Genomic DNA, 20,838 nt, shown 5'->3' with positions numbered 1-20,838 from the left:
AGCAAAATGTCCGCGCTGGGGGCTGCCATGCGTAAGCTGGTGCACTTATGTTTTGGCGTCTTGAAAACTCGTCAACCTTATCAAGCCAATTATGCGATTTAAAGTTGACTTTCAAGACGGTATCTACGGTGCTGGAGTACAAGGCTAGCCTTGTACATGTAAATTGTTCAAAGCCAGCTTTGAACTCCAATATTTCTCGAATTCTTTCGTGTCTTTTGTGTATTTCGTGGACAAAGGCTTTTTCATTTACACCCGCAACGGCGTAACTTTCCCGGTCATCCGGTAGTTTTTATAATCTTCCACAACTTGGGCATGGTCGAATGCCAGCACCGGGGGAAGGTTGTCGAAAGTAAAAATGCCTAAATTTTTTGCATCGTCGGCAGCTCTCGGCAGTCCTGTAGCCTCGGCAACATAGACGGCAGTCACGGTATGGTTGCGAGGGTCTCGTTCGGGATTGGAATAAATGCCCAACAAAGCCGTCAGGGTAATATCCAGGCAAATTTCTTCCTTGGCCTCTCGAATCGCGGCCTGTTCCACCGTTTCGCCGACGTCGACAAAACCGCCCGGCACTGCCCAGCCATAGGGTGGATAGGCGCGTTCAATCAGTACAAATGGCCGGTCAGACTGGTCTATCAGTTCAACCAGAATATCGGCTGCCAGCAAAGGGGTGATGGGTTTTGACATGTGATCTCCTTAAAATGCGGTTAAAAATGGTTAAGTTTCCGGCTATGATGCTTTGATGAAATATACCATGAGCGTTGATGCTTCGTGAGCCATCACGCTACTTGCAAGCGTTTGCCACGTTCCAAAAAAGTATCGTAGGGTACGCACCGCGTACCATTTTCAAATTTTCCCTATGAATCAAATCCGAAGAGGTGCGCGGTGCGTACCCTACCTCTATATTGGCAAGGGTTGAAAAAAGCATGGAAACGGTTAAAGTGAAAACGCTCGAATTTAACCGTAACCTACTCAATAACTATGAACAACTGTCCCAAGTGTTTACATGAGCTGCATCTGCAAACTGAAATCTGTCCCCATTGCGGCATCGTCTTTGAAAAATACCTGAAATATCATCCTGAACAGGCGGATCGGCAGGATGCTCAGGCGGTTACTGTCACGTTATACGAAGAGGATGACGTCAACCCGCTGGCACAGATTTTGTTTCACGAATCACAACAATGCACCTTGCCCTACTTAATAGGCAGGTCGATTATTCTTGCGGGTCTCGTTATCTGGAGCTGGCAGTTGATTGGTTCATCGATCGACAGCAATGCGGCCGGCAATTCTTTCCTGCATCTGGTCAATCTGCCTTTTCATGAAGCGGGGCATATTATTTTCAGGCCGTTCGGCGCATTTATCACCTCATTGGGCGGAACGCTGGGGCAGCTGTTAATGCCGTCGATTTGCATGGGCGTGCTGTTGCTCAAAACACGGGACCCGTTCGGTGCATCGGTAGCGTTATGGTGGGTCGGCGAAAATTTTCTGGATATCGCGCCGTATGTGAACGATGCCAGGGCAGGGCAGTTGCCGTTATTGGGCGGTAATTTCGGCCATTCGGCACCCTATGGTTTTCATGATTGGCAGTATCTTTTGACTGAGTCCGGCCTTTTGCAATACGACCATTTTCTGGCTAAGGCGGCCTTTGTGACAGGGGCTGCCATTATGCTGTTGTCCTTGTCATGGTGCGGTTTTTTGCTGGTTAAGCGATGCAAGCTTTAAATCGTCCGTATTGAGCTTGTCGAAGCATGAGCAACTCAAACCGTTGCGTGATATGCCTCGACAGCGCTTATTCTTCGACAAGTCCAATACGAATTGGCGTGGCTATCTGATAGATAACCGTGAGTAATACAAAATTTTCGATCCAAGCTATCACCTTATTAATGAGCTTTTTTCTCAGGTGAAAAGCTGTCTGGCGATTCGCAATACATGACCATTGTTATCAGTTCGGCGACATTTTCAGCCTGCATTTTTTCCATGATGCTGGCCCTATGGACGTCTACAGTGCGATTGCTGATATTGAGTATTTTTGCGGATTCCTTGTTGGAGTGACTTTTGACAATCAGCCCCAGGACTTCCCTTTCTCTTGATGTTAAGTGATCGATGCGGTCTTGTATGCGGCGTTTCTTGGTGAATTCTTCCCTGAACGCAATGTCCTTTTTAATGGCTTCATTGATCCGTTCCAGCAATATTTCATTATCGAACGGCTTTTCCAGAAAGTCGACAGCGCCGGACCTGAACGCTTTCGCCGAGTCGGCAATATCGGCATGACCGCTGATGAATATGATGGGAATGTTAATCCCTCTATTTATTAATTCGGCCTGAAGCTCGTGACCGGTCATTAAAGGCATTCTAACATCCAGAAGCAGACATCCCGGTTGATCAGGAACATAGTTGTTCAAAAATTCTTCGGCGGATTCAAAACTTCTGACTGTCTGGCCTGTTGATTCGATCAAGAGAGCAAGCGAGTCACGTATCGCGAATTCATCATCAACTAAATATACAACGGGTGTTGAGTTGTCATTGCTCATCAGATTTTCTCCTTATGGGGATGGTAAAATAAAAAGTAGTGCCTTTTCCGGGATGGCTATTGAAATGCAAGGTTCCATCATGGGCTTCGATTAACGAGCGGCTGATGGAGAGTCCCATGCCCATGCCATCCGCTTTGGTGGTATAAAAAGGCGTCAGTACCTGTTGTTGCTGGTCTTTGTCAAGCCCCGGTCCGTTATCTTTGATCCTGACCTGTATGCTGTCATTGGGCGTCAGCTGGCTTTGGATAGATATTTGGCGTTGTTGTTTGGCGGGTAAGCTTTTTAACGCGTCAATACTGTTTCGCAGCAGATTTATGATGACCTGCTCAATTTGTATCTGATCGACATAAACAGGCGGTAGATTATGTCTCAACTCAAATGCCAGCCTTATGCCGTTTTGTTTAAGATCGGCAATGCATAAGCCGACAGTGTCATGAATCAACGAATTAATATCGGCGGCCGAACGATGTTTTGAATGGGACTTGACGAACTCCCGCATGCGATGAATGATCCGCCCCGCCCGTAAAGCCTGCTGCTGGGTTTTGTGCAGAATCTCGGCAAGCCTTACCAGATCGGGGGGTTCAGTATTGATCAGGTGTAAACTGACCTGCGTATAGCTGGAAATCGCGGACAGTGGCTGATTAACCTCATGCGCAATGCCGGACGCCATTTCGCCCATCAGCCCAAGGCGCGTGACATGGGCGAGTTCGTCCAGATGTTCCTTGTCTTGCTGTTCCCGGTGTTTGCGCAGGCTGATGTCGCGCACAATGTGGGTGAAATAGTGCGCATTGTCGATTGAAAACTCCGCTACGGACAGATCCAGCGGCACCACGGAACCGTTTTTGTGCAGGCCATCAACTTCCTGAATTTGGCCTGGCATTTTTTCTTCATGAGGAGAGTTACAATCGCTGATGTCTTTTGGCGATGACGGCATAAGCTTGGTGATACTGCAACCAACCAGCTCTTCCGGTTGATAGCCGAAGATAGCCTCTACTGCGGCATTCGCGGATACAATGATGTTGGATACGTTAATAGTAATGATACCTTCCACTGACGCATTAAAAATGGAATTGAGCTTTGCTTCCCGCTCCAGGAGTTGATGTTTGGAGCGGCGAAGCTCTTCAACTTTTTTCATTAAACTCAGATTGCTGACAATCAGTTCGGTGGTTTGTCTGCGAACTGTTTCTTCCAGCTTTTCATTAAGGTAAGCGATAGTTTCCTGCGCTTGCGTACGTTCGGTTATGTTATTAATGGTTAGGCATATTTGTAATACGTTGTTGCTGTTGCAAACGACCCTTGCATGACACTCAACAGTTAATTTTTTGCTGTTATCGGCGGGTTGCGCCGTGTTCGTGTAAAGCTGGAAATGCTTGCATTCTAGATGAACGGGCGAGTCGCTACTCGTATCTTGGGTAGCTTGGCCGGCTTTTTGGGCTAAAAGATGATGAACAAAGAAATAATAGTTATCTTGATCGGAAGGGTGAATAAACTTCCCCAATCTCTTGTTGATAAGCTCTTCTCTTGGACAGCCCAGTAGGGCTGCTGCTGCCATATTGGAGTTCTGAATGATCCCTGTTTCATCCAGCGACAGGTAACCTACAGGAGATAAATCATAAAGTCGCGCGTAGTCATCGCGGGATGCAGTAAGTTCTTGATGCGCCCTGTTTAGCTCCTCATTCTGCATTTTTAGTTCTATTTGATGAACCTGAAACTCAAATAGCAGCTTTTGAATATCGTCAGCAGACATTCTGGCAATATCGGCACTTGAGTACTGCAGCATGAGTTCCGCTTTTTGTCGGATAGCTTCGCGATGCTTATCCAGAAAGGCCTCAGCTGTATTATCAAAACTTATAGCACTCAGATGCTCATTATGTGACTTGCTCATTAATCAGTATCCGTTTCTGCTGGTCAGCTAAATAAGATGATTCTCTAGAATAAACACGCCATTTCCCCTTATTGATATTTCACTTCAGCAATATGTTTAGTCTTTACATGATTATTCTTTATTTTTGTGCGTTTGTTTTTACAATTCAAATAAAAATTCCAATTATTAAGTTACTGTTAAATTTAACGATCATATTTTTTCGACTCTTTTCATTTCATTGCACCCCATTTACATGGGTAATTGATGGAACAATGCCAAGGCATTAATGGCGCACTCTATATAGATGTACGCCTTCTTTTTTCAAAGCTCGCCATACCGCATATTTACTGGCATTAAGTGCCTCGGCCAGAGCCTGGCTATTCCAGCGTACAAGACCTTCAGGCGGTTCTTCTTCCAGTTTTAATAAGAGAGCATTTTTAAATGTCTCTCCATAGATTGCAGGCTTGCCGGAACGTCGGGCGTCTTCGAGCCCGGTGATGCCTTCTTCGGCAAAACGGCTGCGCCATTTGCTGACTCGCGGCAATGACATTTGGTAATCGAGCGCGATTTCCCAATTCTGCTTACCTTCGGCGCAGGCTAAAATAATTTTGGCTCGCTCGACTGATCTTCGGGCGGCATTTTGGTTTCGCGTTATCTTTTCAAGCTGCGCTTTTTGTTCTTCCGTTAGTTTGATTTCCGGAGCTTTTGGAGACATAACGCCGAGTATAACCTATTAATTATGTTAATAATGCAATTAAGCGCCGGCCTGATACTCCCTTCCCGCAATCAACATTATTTATACAAGATACTGGAATCTGTAGATATTTGGCAGGAATGACAGCTAAAGCAACTACTTGATGAATCAGGCGAGTGCCGCAAGTTCTTATTTTTTCACATTGTCCGATGGTACGGCATTCATGAGTGAAAATACATAAGCAATACTACCTAGGTATGCGTACGAGTTTTACCGCTTTTTTCTTTGCTATAAGATTCAGCCAGAACTTGATGGTAGACCTGTACACGCCTATTTAGCCATAGCAACCGTCGTTCAGTGTTTAAGTCGGCGGAGTTGTTTAAAGGCCGCCGGCTTCCAGTCAGTTTTTATCAGACCAATGCTAGAAAATCTGGAGAGCGATATGGCAGTGATGAATTTTGAAGATGATATCCAACAATTGGGTACAGATTGGCAATATAAAATTTCCGGGATTGATATTGAGTTAAAAGAAAAGCAATTCATGAATGCTGAGCTTGAATATTACAAAGAAGTAAAAACCAAATTCAAGAAAAATGCACATGCAGAAGATAAGAAACCCAAATTTTTTCGTTGAAGTATCAAGCCAGTCCGAGAAGCAGATTGCTTTTGCAAAAAGGCAAATCCGGGTAATTGGCGGCTCATGTTGGCTGTAGCCTTTGTGCCAAGCCCGTTCTATCAAGACGGCTTTTTTCTTTGACGAAGCTTCTGCGTGAAATCTGCTCTACGTAATATTTTTTTATTGCAGGCTACTTTGAGTTCTTCTTGAAAGATGACTTAATTTTTTAGAGACGACCTATCAAATGATCGATCTCTTTATTATCCAAGGAATAGAAATGCAATGTTCGACAAACTTAAGGAATATCTCGGAGTGCTTAATTCATTTTCTTTCACTATGTCTCAAATAACCAATCATAGTCTGGCTATCGATACCTTGCGGATTAGTGAAGCAAGATATCGCAGCTTATTTGAAAACATTGATCAGAGCGTTATTTATTTGGATGCGGCCGGTATTGTGGTCGCTGTTAACAAGGCCGCCGAGCAGCTTCTGGGGCTTCCTCGCGACATCACCATAGGGCGTAAGTTTGTTGATTCCTGCGTTAAGGTTATCAAGGAAGACGGCTCGAATTTTCCGGAAGAACAGCAGCCGTCAGTAGTGGCTTTGCGCACGGGAAAGCCTGTGGAAGGCGTGGTTATGGGGCTGTTTAATCCTGAACAACAAAATTACCTCTGGGTTGTCGTTAATTCGGTGCCTGAATTTAGGGCGGGTGAGCGTCAGCCTCACCAGATATTAATGACATTGACGGACATTACTCGGCAAAAGCAGTCCGAAGGCAAGCTGAGCATGGCGTCGGTGATCTTTAATAATATCGGGGAAGGCATATTCGTTACCGATAAAGACAAAAAAATAATTTCAGTCAATGAAGCGTTTATAGCCATAACCGGATTTACCCATCAGGATGTTTACGGGCAGAATGCTCACTTTTTACAGTCGAAGAAAAACAGCATAAAAATCGATGACGAATTAAATGGGCTGGCCGGACCTGTAAATAACTGGCAGGGTGAAGTATGGCGTCGCCATAAAATCAATGGAGACTTTCCTTCATGGACGACCGTTAGCGAGGTAAAGGATGCAAGCGGGGAAGTAGCGCATTATGTTCATGTTTTCATGGATATCACGCATTTTAAGAAAGCCCAGGATCATCTGGGCTTTTTGGCCTACCATGATCCATTGACTAAATTGCCGAACCGATTGTTATTGAAGGATCGAATTGATCATTCATTGCAAAACGCGCTTCGGGAAGGCTCGCAGGCTGCCGTATTATTTCTTGATCTTGATCGCTTTAAGGGCATTAACGATACTTACGGCCATGCGGTTGGCGATGGCTTGTTAAGAGAGGCGGCAAAACGCATAAAAAACCTGGTCAGGAAAGAAGACACGGTTTCACGTTATGCCGGTGATGAGTTTGTCGTGTTTATGGAAAACATTCCCGATGCCAAAAACCCCGCCAAGCTTGCACGAAAGCTGATCGATACTTTTAATGCCCCCGTTTATATTAAAGGTTACCGGTTGAAAATGTCGACCAGCGTGGGAATAAGCCTGTTTCCACAGGATGGACATGACACGGAAACGTTGATTAAAAATGCCGATGCCGCTATGTATCGAGCCAAAAAAGAAGGGCGGAATAATTTCCAATATTACAGCCTGGAGCTGACTTCCGAAGCCTTTGAAAAAATGTCTATGGAATGCGCGTTACGCCAGTCCATAGAGCGGCATGAATTGATTCTGTATTACCAGCCGCAGGTTTGTCTTAAAACCGGGAAACTTGTAGGCGTTGAATCCCTGGTGCGTTGGATGCATCCAACGCTGGGATTGATATCCCCTAAACAATTTATATCCATAGCCGAGGAAAGCGGCTTTATCGTGGCGCTCGGTGAATGGGCATTGCAAAACGCATGTACGCAAATGATCCGATGGATGGATGAGAATTTGTATGTCGAAAAAATGGTCGTTAATGTTTCCGCGATTCAGTTTTTACGCTCTGATTTTGTCGCTACGGTTGAACGCGTATTGCGTTCGACTGGACTTGATCCGTGTTATCTCGAGTTGGAACTGATCGGTAGCGGTTTCATGGATAATTCAGAGCACACCATAAAGGCGCTCAACCAATTGGTTGCCTTGGGAATAGACCTGACTATTGATGATTTCGGCGTAGGCTGTTTTTCATTTAACAACTTAAAACGTATCCCTGTAAAAAAACTGAAAATTAATGGCTCGCTTGTCGTTGATATGTTGAGCAACATCAATGATGAAGACATTACCCGCGCACTGATCGCCTTGGGCCATGGTTTGCACTTGCAAATTATTGCCATGGGGATTGAGTCGCAAGCCCAGCAGAACCGATTGATGGAATTAGGTTGCGATCAGGGGCAAGGGCATCTATACAGCTCTCCGGTATTGCCTTGGGCAAACATCTTCCGAAAATTGTCCGAATAAAGACTGGGCCTAACGGTCCATGTGCGTCTAAATTCCTAAAAAAACATCTCTCCGATTCAAGTCGGCTAAAAGTTGGCGTTAGAATTGCTAAGTAATCATACGAATTGTTCCACTACCTCTTCCTGCATAGAATGCAAAACCAACAAAAAGATGCTTTTTCGGAATACGCAGGGGGTGAGATTGTGGCTGATTTTAACGTCGTTAAAGAGTCAGATAAGGAGGTTGTAGATAAGGAAAAGCTTCAAAAAATGATTGCAGAACGAGCCTACTGCAAAGCCGAAAAAAGGGGATTTTTGAGTGGTCATGAAATAGAAGACTGGTTGGAGGCAGAGTCGGAAATTAAAAATCAATATTTCTATTGGTTTCAGGATGTTGAGTGATTTTTATGGATCACAATGTGTGTTGATATAAAGCTATGGTGTTGAATATGAAACGAAACAATATAATTGAAGCTCTTAATCAGGAAAAATTAATAGAGCATAAACAGCGTGTCGCTTTTCATGAAGCGGGACATGCGGCGGGTATTCATTTAAACAACAAAGCCAGACAGTTGCCCCCTATTTTTTTTAAAATTATTTTCAAGGACATGGGAGAGGTGACAGATGCTGACATCATGGCTTACCAAACAACTCATGATGATTGTCTTGCACGAGTTGAAGGCGGGCGGTTAATCGAATTGCTGCCTCCTTCTATTGATAGTCTGGTACGTGAATTAACACAGCACAACGATGCAATGGCGCAATTATTACATGATTATATGAAGGCTTTTGAGGCCGATGTTATTAATTTGTTGATCGGGCCGCTGGCTGAAGCTAAACATGTTGCCGAAACGGATGATGAGCTCTTTAACCATCAGTTAGTCAATCTGAAAGCGTTAAAGAATTATGGCGGCAGTTCCGATCTTGCCTTAGCTCACGAATATTTACAAAGCTTTTCTCCCAACCAACATCAAAGGGAAGAAAAATTGGATGAGTTGTTTACCGTCGCATTTGACTTTGTAAATGACCGCGCCAACTGGGCGGCAATAACCAAACTGGCGAATCATATTCTTAGTAATAGTAAGAATATTATTGACTGTGAAGAGATTGTTTCAATGCTTGATGAGTCGATAGATTATTTTCAAAATCGGAGAGTCGTGGCAGGACATCAACACGATGGATGATTCAAAAAATGATATTTTAAAAACGGTGCTCAGGTTGCTGGGTGATTTTTTCATCTACCTGAAGGATTTAGTGATGACTGGTTTAAGTTATTTATCCAAACAGGGGCCGAAGAAGGAACTCAACAAACCGACAGATGAAGGTGGCGGGGCCAAACAAAAGAGATTCTTTTTCTTTGTGTTGATGTTTATCCTGTTGCTGACGTTTTTTAACAGCATCCGGGAAGTGCAGCAAGATGAAATTCCCTTCAGCCAGTTTATGAAGCTGGTTAAAGAGGGGAAAATCGACAAAGCGGTGGTGACCGAGCGGTATATTACCGGTGTTATCAAGTCAGACGATCCGCAAGAGTCGCCCAAAAACTTCATGACCGTTCCTCTGTGGCAAAATGATCTTGCCCAAATGCTGGAGCAAAACAAGGTTGATTTTGTGGTTAGAAGCAGCGAAAACTGGCTAACCAATATTCTTTTCAACTGGGTTATCCCGATGGTCATTCTGGTGTTCGTCTGGTCATGGATCATGCGTCGCAGCGCGGCTGGCGGCGCACAATCCTTTCTTAATTTGGGCGACAAGATTCATATCCATCAGGATACTCAAGCCAAAATTACCTTTAATGATGTAGCCGGTGTCGATAGCGCCAAACAGGAACTTAAGGAGTCCATCGACTTTTTGAGATCGCCGGAAAAAATCCAAAGACTGGGCGGACGTATGCCCAAAGGCGTATTGCTGGTCGGGCCGCCCGGAACCGGCAAAACCCTGCTGGCGCGCGCCGTGTCCGGTGAAGCGCAAGTGCCGTTCTTCAACATCAGCGGCTCCGAATTTATCGAGCTTTTTGTCGGCGTCGGCGCGGCCAGAGTGCGCGAGCTTTTTGTACAGGCGCGGAATAAAGCGCCCTGTATCATCTTTATCGATGAGCTTGACGCTATTGGCCGTACACGCGGCGGCCCGGTGATGATGGGCGGCCATGACGAGCGCGAACAGACCTTAAACCAACTGCTGACCGAAATGGACGGTTTCGATACCTCCGTCGGCGTGGTCGTGATGGCGGCAACCAATCGCCCGGAAATTCTCGATAAAGCGCTGTTGCGCTCCGGGCGTTTCGACCGCCAGATTGTTGTCGATAAGCCGGATATGCGGGATCGTATCGAGATTCTTAAATTGCATACCAAAGGACTGGTACTGGCTAAGAATATCGATTTGGAAATCATCGCCAAACGTACGCCGGGCCTGGTTGGCGCCGACCTTGCCAACATCGCCAATGAAGCGGCGATTATGGCAACGCGGGTCGGTCATGACAAAGTCGAGAAAGAAGACTTCGAGGCGGCTATCGACCGCATATTGGCCGGGCCGGAAAAGAAAAACCGGGTGTTAACCCCGGATGAAAAACGCCGGGTCGCTTTCCATGAGTCAGGGCATGCGATGGTCGCCGAGCATGTGCCGACCGGCCAGCCGGTCCATAAAATATCGATCATTTCCCGCGGCGTGGCGGCATTGGGGTTTACTCTGCAATTGCCGACCGAGGAAAAGTTTTTGTCCACAGAAGATGAACTGAAAGATCAAATGGCCATATTGCTGGGCGGACGCATGGCCGAATCGGTTGTATTCGGAAACATCTCAACCGGCGCCCATAATGACCTGGAAAAAGTCAGCGAGATTGCCCGCAACATGGTCTGTAGTCTGGGCATGAGTAAAAAAATGGGCGCGTTGACTTACGGCAAGCGCCAGCAACTCCAGTTCCTTGAAACAGATGTTCCGGAATATCGCAATTATTCCGATGAGACAGCGCGTCTTCTTGATACTGAAATAATGGCGTTGGTTGAAGAGGCCGAAGCACGTGCGCGTGAAATCATCATCAAAAACCGCCCGGCATTAGAGAAACTAGCCAATTATCTACAAGAAAAAGAGGTCATCAGCCGGGAGGAAATGCTGTCATTGATCGGCAGCGATACCAAGGAGCCGCTTAAGCAACCGGCATAAGAAATAAATCGCTATGCCCTGCAAGCATCGGCTTAGAGAGGAAGTCCTTATCTTTCGTTTCAAAGTGCCGCTTACTTTCCGTTTGAATTAATGGCTTAGATCGCTATCCATTTACCGTCTTCTTGTGGCGGCTGTACGCTGCTATGGTCTAAAGCCTTGTGGTCCGTGCCCTCAAGCTCCCGGCAATTGCTCCTGCGTTGCCTACAGGGACAGATATTTGCTCCTGCAATATCTGCATTGACCTCCAAGGATGGAGGAAATGCCGCAAGATTGCCTGGAGCAATCGCGGCCACCACATCCCTGTGGATTATGTAGGTACTTAGCGTGAGCAGGAGCGGAAGCTGCGCCTCGGCAATTGCTCCTGCATCGCCTAAAGCGCCTACTGTTGGTGCTCTACCTCCTCCATCCATGGAGCCGTGCTTGACGTAACTCTCCGTAAGCGCTGGGCTTCGCGTTCTCCAGCACACACTACTTCCCCCCCACTTCGCCAAGAAAAATTTAACTTCTGTGTACTCTAACGCACATACTTTGGCTGGTTAAACACCTAAAGTAACTTGAAGGATTTTATAGCTCGTCCTTAGCTTGGTTTTAGCCAAAACAAATTGCTCAGGAGAAATACGATGAATCAACCTAAGCAGATTGAACATGCTCTGAACTTTGCCTCATGCGTTGGCTTTAGCCTGATATTTTCCGGCCTGCTGACAGCTTGTGAACCCTCCGCCGAATCTTCGCTTCAGCCGGAAGGTCAGGATAAAACCGCTAAAACCCAGATGCTTGAGGTTGGGGCCGCCATGTTACAAGCTAATTCCCCGCTGAAATCCCTGGATATTTACCTGGATGGTTTTCATGCTTCCAAAGAAGACCCGAGCCATCAGATGGAAGCCCATCATTACTGCCATCAGGTCAATGAAGACTTTGCGCAATGTACGCTGTTCGACGGCAATACACGGCAGGCCAACCTGATCGGTATTGAGTATATCGTTTCGGAAACACTCTTCGAGACTTTTCCCGAACAAGAGAAACAATTCTGGCACCCGCATAATTATGAGATTTTGTCCGGCCAGCTGATTGCGCCGGGCATTCCCAAAATGGCGGAAAAAGAGCTGATGAAAGGCAAGATGAACAGCTACGGTAAAACCTGGCATCTATGGAATTCCGCGCCGTTTGGAAAAAACGGCGACAAAATACCCTTGGGCGAGCCTACTCTGGAGTGGTCGTTTAACCATGACGGGGAAGCCTTGCCCGGTTTGCTCGAACAACGTGACAAGCGGCTGAATGTCATGACCAGCGAGCAGCGCTATAAGATTTCCGAGTTAACTTCTTTGGCCAAGCCCCAGATGGGTGTCGATGCGTTAAAAGGGAAGTTCCCCGGACCTACAACAGCACTTCCCGGAGTTGCGGATAAAAACGCTGAGCATCCGAAATAGCAGTATCCCAACTATTTAGTGCAATAGCTAATAGAAGAGGAGATTAATTATGCCCACATCACCACTACCTCCAGAGACGGATCGGGTTCGTCTGCATACCCATCCCGAGATTAACAAGCGCATTGATGCCGATATCGATTGGACAATACAGCGCTATAACGGAGCAAGCCCGGAAGAGATAACGCAACGCATTGATGAACTGGACAGGGAATGGGATATAGAGCGCGCATTGGAAACTAATGCGGCAACCGTTGCTTTGCTCAGTCTTATGTTGTCGAGGACGGGCAGCCGCAAGTGGATGTGGTTGTCCACCGGCGTTGCGGCCTTTTTATTACAGCATGCGATACAGGGTTGGTGTCCGCCAATCTCGATATTTCGAAGGCTCGGGATACGGACACAGGGAGAAATTGACCGCGAGAAATACAGCCTGAAAGTTCTGCGCGGCGATTTCGAAAAATTAGCTTAAGTCACATTAAGGAGATGATCATGACCCGTAACCGATTGACTAAGCCATCCGTTTATTTTAAGAGGATGGCGAAAGTAGTGTTTGGGATGTTTCTAGGCGGTTGCGCAGTCGCGTTTGCCCAGGCGCCGGCCGACAGTTCTAAACGAGCTAACGATGCCATCGCAGAGGCACAAACGTCAAGGATGGTTCGAAGTGATAGGCCGGAGCAAAAGAAGACCGATCATGATCGTTCGGACATCTTCTATGCGCCCAAAGCCACGTCCGTATCGCCGGCTTTGAAGGGCCAGCCGAAGGAGGGCAAGGTATCGGGCTTCGATTTCTTTCGAGACCCCTTGAATGCCGACCAGCCTATGCAAAAACCCGAAGACATCACTAAAAAAGAGAGTGCCGGTAAAGCCGATGTTATGGACGCGCAAAAAGCATTATTGGAGCGGCGCTATAACCTGGCGGCCAAGCTCGACCCGGCGGTTAAAATGTCCCGAGGCAAGCCTCTGGCGGTAGGCCCCACGGCCCGGCTGTCTTCAGGAATGACCTGGGAGAAACTCGCCGAAACCACCCCGGAACAAATAAAGAGTCAGGGAATATTCCCTTACCCTTCGCTGCCGCACCCGTTGCATGCGAACGGAGGCCAAGTCTTTCCGAAAATGCAGATCGACATGTTCCCGCGGCTTGAACGTTTTGACGTGGATTTCGACCTGCCCGACGCCTTCCTGCCGGAGTTCCCGCCCGCCATATTCTTGAACAACCGTCCGGAGCTGGGCGATGTGTCCCGCGGCGAGGTCGTTTCCATAAACAACTTTCACCGCTTGTTTAAGGATTTATTGACGCCTGTGCAACTCGACGGTTTCAGGATGCTGCTGACGCCGTTCCCGCAAGAGGAATTCAACGCCACCGACGACCGCAAGACCCGCGAGCCGAGCCTCGGGGTAACCTGTTTCGATTGCCATGTTAACGGCCATACCACCGGACAGTTTCACTTGAGTCCCGACATTCGGCCTCAGGAACGCCGCTTCCGGCTTGACACCACCAGTCTTAGAGGCGTGTTTAACCAGCAGATTCACGGCTCCAAGCGCAGCCTTCGTTCGGTTGAAGACTTCACCGAGTTTGAGCAGCGTACCGCCTATTTTAACGGCGACCAGATTCATGCCGCGAAGAAGGGCATGAACATCTTGGACCGCATCCCGGTCAGCCATATGGCGCAATTGCAGAACATGCTCGATTTCCCTCCCGCGCCCAAGCTCAACCTGGGCACCGGCAGACTCGATCCCGCCAAAGCAAGCGAAAGCGAGGCGCGCGGCGAACAACTCTTTTTTGGCAAGGGGCAATGCTCGAACTGCCATGTTCCTCCAACCTACCTGGATCACCAGATGCACGATCTGCATCTTGAGCGCTTCCTGAAGGACGAACCGGGCGATGGGCCGATCAAGACCTTCACCTTGCGAGGTATTAAAGATTCACCGCCGTATTTGCATGACGGCCGTGCGCTGACGCTGGAAGATACCGTGGAGTTTTTTAATATCGTCCTGCAACTCAAGCTCAATGCTCAGGAGAAGCAGGACCTGGTGGCATTTATGCGGCAGTTGTAGTTGAGCCGGAGTCTAAGACAGGGATTGTCCGGCTCTCACGTGCTATGCCGCGGCCATTAAGTCAAACGGGTTGGATGAAATTATTGCTGATGCGGGAAATAGTCCGATAGGCAGACCTTCCAGGTTTTTACCGGAGCCGCTCCCGGCGGCTCCAGCACTTCCGCCATCCATGGCAGTCGTAAAACCTGGAAGGTCTAATCGGCAGCAATCGGAGTATCGGAAAAGCTTCCGCTCCTCGACAACGCAGAAGCAGTCGCCGAGAACACGGAGTTTTATATCTTATTAACTCCGTGCTCTCTGTGTCCTCTGTGGTAAATAATTCTTTCAGCCTGATTTTCGTAATACTTTCACAGTCTCACCTCAGGCCTTCCGCAGTTGGTCCCGGATAGGCAGTTGGCGGATACGCTGGCCGGTAGCGGCAAAAATCGCGTTGCATAATGCCGGCGCAATGGGCGGAACACCCGGCTCGCCGACTCCGCCGAGCGGCGTGTCGAACTCGGTCGCGGGCAGCAGATGGACCCGGATCTCGCGGGGCGCATTGTCCATGCGGGTGAGTTGGTAGTCATGGAAGTTATCTTGCATCACCGCACCGTCCTTAAAACTGATTTCGCCCAGCGTAGCTAAACTCACCCCCATAATACAGGCGCCTTCGATCTGCGAACGGATACGCTCCGGATTGACTTGCGGGCCGCAATCCACGGCCACATCAATGCGAGGTATGCTCAGCTCGCCGTCGTCGTTGACGGCTACTTCCGCCACAACCGCAACATAAGTGACGAAGCTGTAATGGGACGCCAGACCCAAGCCGCTGCCTTTGGCTAGCGTGCGTCCCCAGCCTGCCTCGCGCGCAACGGTTTCGATCACCCTGCGTAAGCGTCCCGTGTCTACCGGGTAGGTCTCCGGTGATTCGCCCTGATTCCAGGTATCGCTCAGGGTGCGCGGATCAATGCGGCGAGCCGGGCCAATCAGGTCAAGCAGAAAATCCTTATGATCGCGTCCGGCCGCAGCGGCCAGTTCGGCAACAAACGATTGAATGGCGAAAGCATGCGGGATATTGGACACTGATCGAAACCAGCCAATGCGGGTATGCGCTTCGGCTTCCGGATTTTCGACCCGCAGATTAGGGATGGCAAAAGGCACATTAATAACGCCCATGCCCAGTTCGGCCGGCATCTGGTGCTTGCTGCCGGGAGCGAAAGTGGACGAAATGGTCGGTGCCACCGTTCTGTGCAGCCAGGCCACCGCATTGCCCTCGTCGTCCAGCCCCGCTTCCAGCCGTTCGACTGAAACCGTGTGGAAATAAGCGTGGTGCAGGTCATCCTCGCGTGTCCAGGTTAGCTTGAGCGCCTTGCCGTTCATCGCCTGCGATATCAGCGCGGCTTCAATGACATAATCGGGCATGGATTTGCGCCCGAAACCGCCGCCCAGCAGGGTGACGTGCACCGTGACATTGTCCTCCGGCAACTTGAGCCATTTGGCTACGCGTTCCCGGCAGAGCTGCGGGGACTGCGTGCAGGTCCAAATTTCGCATTTGCCTTTGACGATGCGTGCGGTCGCTGCCGGCGGCTCCATGGGGGCGTGGGCGAGATGCGGAGCATAATATTCAGCTTCCACTCGCTTGTCCGCATCTTTTAGCGCAGTATCGGCGTCCCCGTCGTTGCGCACCACTTTGCCCGGCTTGCGCGCGGCCGCTTCGAGCTCGGCCTTGTAAGCCACGGAATCGTAGCTGCCGTGCGGCCCTTTGCTCCAGTCGATTTTGAGCGCCTTGCGGCCCTGAATGGCGGCCCAAGTATTGCGGGCGATCACGGCGATTCCCCCTAGCGGGTTGAAGTCTGCGGGCGGAGGGCTGCTTGGCAGTTCGATCACCTTAACCACGCCCGGTACTTTGAGGGCATCCTTGGCATCGTAACTCAAGACCTTGCCGCCGAATACCGGCGGGCGCGCGACCACGGCGTAAAGCATGTCTTCGAGTCGGGGGTCGATACCGTACTGCGCCCGGCCCGTGACAATATCCCGCCCATCATAAAGCCCGGTCTGACCCTTGCTGATGTAACGAAAATCCGCCGGTTTTTTCAAGCGCAAGGTTTCTCGCGCAGGCACCGGCAGTTTTGCCGCCGCTTTAGCCAGCTGGCCGTAGCCGAGCGTTCTGCCGGTGGCAGTATGAACAACATGGTGGTGCTCGGCGCGGACTTCTTGAACCGGCACTCGCCATTGCGCCGCCGCCGCCGATTCCAGCATGGCGCGGGCGGCCGCGCCGACCCGGCGCATGGGCATAAAGAAATGGCGCATACTGCGGGAACCATCGGTATCCTGGTTGCCGTAACGCACTTCGTCGCCGGGCGCCTGTTCGACCCGCACACGTGCCCAGTCGGCTTCGAGTTCGTCGGCCACCACCATCGGCAAGCTGGTGCGTATGCCTTGCCCCATTTCCGAACGGTGACAGATGATGGTCACCGTGCCGTCGTTCGCTATGGCGACGAACACTAGCGGATTGTCTACCCAGCCGTGCGGCATAGCGTCGGCGCCATACTTTTCCGGTTTTGCGGGCTGGGCGGTTTCATCCGGCCAAGCCAGCGCGGGAAAGCCTGCGGCTAGCACGAATCCGGTGAGCGCCATATCCTTCAGAAAAGCGCGGCGGCTGATGTTGGCGATATGCAGGCTGTCGTCGTCAGCGTTCAATTCGGGGCTATGCAGTGGCTTTTTCATGGCTTGATCTCCGCGATTCCTGCGACCTGTTTGATCGCGGCTCGGATGCGGCAATAGGTGCCGCAGCGGCAGATATTGCCGCTCATGGCCTTGTCGATATCGGCATCGGTGGGTTTTGGGGTTTGTTTGAGCAGCGCCGTGGCGGCCATTATCTGGCCGGGCTGGCAATAACCGCATTGCGGTACGCCTAGCGTAACCCAGGCTTCCTGGACCTTTTGCCCTGTCGCGTCCTGGTTGATGCCTTCAATGGTCACGATTTTCTTGCCGGCAGCGGCGGAGATCGGCACCACGCAAGCGAAAGTGGGTTTGCCGTCGAGATGCACCGTACAGGCGCCGCATAGTGCCATGCCGCAGCCGAATTTGGTTCCGGTCAGGCCCAGTTGGTCGCGCAAGGCCCACAGCAGGGGAGTGTCCGGCGGTAAGTCGATCTTATGGGACTTGCCGTTGATGTTGAGCATTGTCATCGGGTGTTTCTCCTTCCTGTTATCTGAAGCGTTTTTGTAGCAGGGCACATGGGCTTTTACGAAATGTTACTCGCGTTGCACCGGTCAGTAAAGGAAGCTGACCGGAGGTTCGTGATGGAATTCTAATCGGCTGCTTAATCCTGGAAAAAATCATTTAATCCTGGAAAAGCACGAAAATATTAAAGGATCGTAGGGTACGCATCGCGTACCTTATTTAATCTTGGAGCAGTTGAAATGGTACGCGATGCGTACCCTACTGCTTGCACCCCACGAGTTGTTCAAATTGTTTCATGGTCATTACTAATAGGGGTTAAGCTTAATTATTCCGTTGCCGACAGCCCCTTGCTTAAGGGTTCGCCGCGGCCGCCCCGCCTCACCAGTACCATCTCGCTGACGATGGACAAGGAAATTTCCTCCGGCAGCTTCGCGCCCAGATCCAATCCGGCGGGAGCGCGCACCTTGGCAAGGCTGGATTCGGGGAAACCTTCCTTTGCCAAGCGCGTTAATACCAGATTCGCCCGCTTGCGGCTGGAAACCAGCGCAATATACAGGGCTTCGGATCGCAGGGCTCGGGCGAGGGAATCATAGTCGCCCTTGTGGTGGGTGGCTATCACCACAAAATCGCCCGGCTGTGGCTGCAACTGCTGATAACGGCAATCGTCGCTGATGATACGGTCGGCGGCGGGAAAGCGCTCTTCCGTGGCCTGCGGGTCATTGATAATTACCTCGAATCCCAAACGGTGGGCGAACTCGCAAAGGCCCTCGACGATGCGCCCATGCCCCATGAGCCAGAGTTGCGGCTTGGGCAAGACCGGTTCCACATACACCCGCATACTGCCGCCGCAGGGCATGCCCGCACCGAAAACTTCATCATTCAGGTCGATTTCAATCACGCGGGGTTCTCCGGTATCAAGACATTCAAGCGCCGCATTGGACACCATGGATTGCGCGCAACCGCCGCCGACCCAGCCGGCGATGATCTTGCCGGAGCGGTCGAGCAGTGCCTTGGCCGCAGGTTTGGCCGAGGAAGAACCGAGTATTTCCACTACGGTGGCCAGGGCATAAGGGCGGCGCGCTTGGCGCAGTTCAAATTGGAGATCAAGAAGGTCGAGGGTCACGATGGTTATTTAATGGTTGTCAGAATTGATAAATCTTCCGGCTTGTCGATGTCCCGAAGCACGCCTGCATCAGCGCAGTCAATGAGACGAAGTTGATCAAGATGCGCCTGAATCACCGCTTTCGCGCCTTCATCGCCGCTCAGCGCGGCCAGTTCCGGGCCTAAAAATTGCGAAAAGCCCACCGGATGTCCGCGCCTGCCTTGCCAGCAGGGTGAAGCGATGGCCGCGCCCGAACGTAACGCATCCGCCACCTTGCGGATGGTGGCGGGTTCTATCCACGGCATGTCCGCCAGCGCAATCAGCCAGCCGGCGGCGTCGGGACACGCATGGACGCCAAAAACAAGACTCGCGCCCATGCCTTGTCCGGCATCGGCGCAGACCCGGACTTCCGCGCCTTCGGCCTGCAATAGAGCCGTCAATTCCTCGCTGCCTTCTCGCACCACCGCCAGTACCCTATCCGTGCCGGCCAACAGGTTGCGGCAGGCTCGCACCGCCACCCGATCGCCGTCGGGCAAACGTTGGGTCAGTTTGTCAGCGCCAAAGCGCCGGCTGGCTCCGGCGGCCAGTAAGATGCCGACAATTGGTCCCATCAGTCTAAATGCAACCGACAGAAGCTTTGAGGTGCCTGGGTAATCATAGTCTTGTCCGGGTTCGTGTGAGTCAGGGCTAGGGACATTATCACCGCCCCCTCCGATTGGCAAGTTTAGTAGGACGCAATGACGCCGCAGATAACCTCGCCATGCTTGCAATACGCGATACGGTGCTGTAGCTTCGGCAATAACGCAGCAACCGGCCTAAAGCTTATCTATACGAGAGGAATATGTCATGAAAACAAATATATTCTTATTAGTTATTGTCGTTGTATTTGCAACAGGCAGTCATGCCGAAACCAACCGGCAGCCAGATTTACATTTAACAGTCGGCCAGGAAAAAGCCAGCACTCCATACAGCAAACCCGCTGATGACGTGTTACGCAAAACGCTAACGCCGTTGCAATATCAGGTGACACAAGAAGAAGCTACGGAACCGGCGTTTAACAATGCCTACTGGAATGAAAAGCGGGAGGGTATTTATGTCGATGTCGTCAGCGGTGAACCCTTATTTTCATCCAGGGATAAATATGATTCAGGCACGGGCTGGCCCAGTTTTTCCCGTCCGATAGCGCCTGAGAATATCGTTAAGAAAAAAGACTTTCTGCTGATTATTCCACGCACGGAAGTTCGCAGCCGTTATGGTGATTCGCATCTGGGGCACGTGTTCAATGACGGCCCAAAACCGACCGGACTCAGATATTGCCTCAACTCGGCTGCATTACGATTCATTCCGGTAGACGAAATGGAATCCGCCGGTTATGGGAAATTCTTGACGGAGTTTAAGACGGGTAAGTAATGTGCATAAAGCAATTTCGACACTGTGTTAGTGTTGTTGGAAATGTTGGGCTGGCCCAACCTGCGAGCGGGTAATTGACAAGATGTAATTAGATTTTCTCTTTCTCTATCGGCAGCGTGAAATAAAAAGTAGTGCCTTCCCCTGGTTCACTTTTGAAGCGCAACGCACCTTCATGGGCTTCGATGATCGAACGGCTGATAGACAGCCCCATGCCCATACCTTCCGCCTTAGTGGTGTAAAAGGGCGTTAATACCTTTTGTTTTTGCGCCGCATCTATCCCAGGCCCGTTGTCTTTTACGCTGACCTGTATGCTGTTACCGGGAGTCAATTGACTGTGGATGGTTAACTGGCGCGACTGTTTTTCGGGTAAGTTTTGCAAAGCATTAACGCTGTTTCGTATCAGGTTT

20 protein-coding genes are annotated in these 20,838 nt (G+C 50.0%); 10 read left to right on the top strand and 10 right to left on the bottom strand.

Features of this window, described 5'->3' with window-relative positions; genetic code table 11:
• Positions 1-246: 246 nt before the first annotated feature.
• Positions 247-684, bottom strand: a complete 438-nt coding sequence (locus tag M0R47_RS18635; protein ID WP_292557585.1) for an NUDIX hydrolase — start codon at positions 682-684, stop codon at positions 247-249.
• Between the two features lie 294 nt (positions 685-978).
• Between M0R47_RS18635 and M0R47_RS18630 the strand changes: the two genes are divergently transcribed.
• Complete coding sequence (locus M0R47_RS18630) at positions 979-1,719, top strand: zinc ribbon domain-containing protein (RefSeq protein WP_292557583.1); 741 nt, start codon at positions 979-981, stop codon at positions 1,717-1,719.
• Positions 1,720-1,877: 158 nt separating this feature from the next.
• Here the strand turns inward: M0R47_RS18630 and M0R47_RS18625 are convergent, their stop codons facing one another.
• The 3 genes from M0R47_RS18625 to M0R47_RS18615 all read right to left on the bottom strand — a co-directional run bounded on the left by M0R47_RS18625 (position 1,878) and on the right by M0R47_RS18615 (position 5,107).
• On the bottom strand, positions 1,878-2,528 hold the full coding sequence (locus M0R47_RS18625) for a response regulator (RefSeq protein ID WP_292557581.1): 651 nt from the start codon (positions 2,526-2,528) through the stop codon (positions 1,878-1,880).
• The gene (locus M0R47_RS18620) at positions 2,518-4,413 is read right to left on the bottom strand and encodes a PAS domain-containing sensor histidine kinase (protein WP_292557580.1); all 1,896 of its coding nucleotides are present in this window, start codon (positions 4,411-4,413) and stop codon (positions 2,518-2,520) included. Before M0R47_RS18620 ends, M0R47_RS18625 begins: the two co-directional genes overlap by 11 nt.
• A 262-nt stretch (positions 4,414-4,675) precedes the next feature.
• Positions 4,676-5,107 carry a helix-turn-helix domain-containing protein gene (locus M0R47_RS18615; protein WP_292557578.1) on the bottom strand — a complete coding sequence of 144 codons (432 nt, stop codon included), beginning with the start codon at positions 5,105-5,107 and terminating at the stop codon, positions 4,676-4,678.
• Positions 5,108-5,528: 421 nt separating this feature from the next.
• Here M0R47_RS18615 and M0R47_RS18610 point away from each other — a divergent pair, with 421 nt between their 5' ends.
• The 5 genes from M0R47_RS18610 (at position 5,529) to ftsH (ending at position 11,275) form a co-directional block, all read left to right on the top strand.
• Positions 5,529-5,720 (top strand): hypothetical protein, encoded by a 192-nt coding sequence (locus tag M0R47_RS18610; protein WP_292557576.1) that lies wholly within the window; start codon positions 5,529-5,531, stop codon positions 5,718-5,720.
• Between the two features lie 264 nt (positions 5,721-5,984).
• Positions 5,985-8,141 carry a bifunctional diguanylate cyclase/phosphodiesterase gene (locus M0R47_RS18605; RefSeq protein ID WP_292557574.1) on the top strand — a complete coding sequence of 719 codons (2,157 nt, stop codon included), beginning with the start codon at positions 5,985-5,987 and terminating at the stop codon, positions 8,139-8,141.
• 131 nt (positions 8,142-8,272) lie between these two features.
• Positions 8,273-8,521, top strand: a complete 249-nt coding sequence (locus tag M0R47_RS18600; protein WP_292557572.1) for a DUF2934 domain-containing protein — start codon at positions 8,273-8,275, stop codon at positions 8,519-8,521.
• A 47-nt stretch (positions 8,522-8,568) separates the two neighbouring features.
• Positions 8,569-9,303, top strand: coding sequence for a hypothetical protein (locus tag M0R47_RS18595; protein WP_292557570.1), 735 nt, complete (start codon positions 8,569-8,571; stop codon positions 9,301-9,303).
• A complete protein-coding gene (gene ftsH / locus M0R47_RS18590; RefSeq protein WP_292557568.1) occupies positions 9,296-11,275 on the top strand; it encodes an ATP-dependent zinc metalloprotease FtsH in 1,980 nt (659 codons plus the stop codon). The genes M0R47_RS18595 and ftsH overlap by 8 nt, the downstream gene beginning before the upstream one ends.
• 95 nt (positions 11,276-11,370) lie before the next feature.
• Here the strand turns inward: ftsH and M0R47_RS18585 are convergent, their stop codons facing one another.
• Complete coding sequence (locus M0R47_RS18585; RefSeq protein WP_292557566.1) at positions 11,371-11,685, bottom strand: hypothetical protein; 315 nt, start codon at positions 11,683-11,685, stop codon at positions 11,371-11,373.
• Between the two features lie 210 nt (positions 11,686-11,895).
• Here M0R47_RS18585 and M0R47_RS18580 point away from each other — a divergent pair, with 210 nt between their 5' ends.
• The 3 genes from M0R47_RS18580 to M0R47_RS18570 are packed head-to-tail and all read left to right on the top strand — an operon-like array spanning position 11,896 to position 14,754.
• On the top strand, positions 11,896-12,702 hold the full coding sequence (locus M0R47_RS18580; RefSeq protein ID WP_292557564.1) for an OBAP family protein: 807 nt from the start codon (positions 11,896-11,898) through the stop codon (positions 12,700-12,702).
• Between the two features lie 49 nt (positions 12,703-12,751).
• Positions 12,752-13,168: a DUF2892 domain-containing protein gene (locus M0R47_RS18575; RefSeq protein WP_292557562.1), complete on the top strand. Its 417-nt coding sequence runs from the start codon at positions 12,752-12,754 to the stop codon at positions 13,166-13,168.
• Positions 13,169-13,188: 20 nt separating this feature from the next.
• A complete protein-coding gene (locus tag M0R47_RS18570; protein ID WP_292557560.1) occupies positions 13,189-14,754 on the top strand; it encodes a cytochrome B6 in 1,566 nt (521 codons plus the stop codon).
• 360 nt (positions 14,755-15,114) lie between these two features.
• Here M0R47_RS18570 and M0R47_RS18565 read toward each other — a convergent pair whose 3' ends face one another.
• From M0R47_RS18565 to M0R47_RS18550, 4 genes are all read right to left on the bottom strand, one after another.
• Positions 15,115-17,460 (bottom strand): xanthine dehydrogenase family protein molybdopterin-binding subunit, encoded by a 2,346-nt coding sequence (locus M0R47_RS18565; RefSeq protein WP_292557559.1) that lies wholly within the window; start codon positions 17,458-17,460, stop codon positions 15,115-15,117.
• A complete protein-coding gene (locus M0R47_RS18560) occupies positions 17,457-17,924 on the bottom strand; it encodes a (2Fe-2S)-binding protein (RefSeq protein WP_292557587.1) in 468 nt (155 codons plus the stop codon). Before M0R47_RS18560 ends, M0R47_RS18565 begins: the two co-directional genes overlap by 4 nt.
• Positions 17,925-18,244: 320 nt before the next feature.
• A complete protein-coding gene (locus M0R47_RS18555; protein WP_292557557.1) occupies positions 18,245-19,042 on the bottom strand; it encodes an XdhC family protein in 798 nt (265 codons plus the stop codon).
• A 5-nt stretch (positions 19,043-19,047) separates the two neighbouring features.
• Entirely contained in the window at positions 19,048-19,632 is a 585-nt protein-coding gene (locus M0R47_RS18550; RefSeq protein WP_292557555.1) for a nucleotidyltransferase family protein, read from the bottom strand.
• A 235-nt stretch (positions 19,633-19,867) separates the two neighbouring features.
• On the opposite strand from M0R47_RS18550, the gene msrB reads away from it, so the two are divergent.
• Positions 19,868-20,431: a peptide-methionine (R)-S-oxide reductase MsrB gene (gene msrB, locus M0R47_RS18545; protein ID WP_292557553.1), complete on the top strand. Its 564-nt coding sequence runs from the start codon at positions 19,868-19,870 to the stop codon at positions 20,429-20,431.
• Positions 20,432-20,519: 88 nt separating this feature from the next.
• Here the strand turns inward: msrB and M0R47_RS18540 are convergent.
• On the bottom strand, positions 20,520-20,838 hold a 319-nt coding region (locus tag M0R47_RS18540), incomplete at its 5' end, for an ATP-binding protein (RefSeq protein WP_292557551.1).

The sequence above is a fragment of the Methylobacter sp. genome, assembly GCF_023227905.1.
Taxonomy (GTDB): domain Bacteria; phylum Pseudomonadota; class Gammaproteobacteria; order Methylococcales; family Methylomonadaceae; genus Methylobacter_A.
Note: the sequence above shows the minus strand (reverse complement) of the source record. Positions and strands in the feature narration are given on the sequence as shown.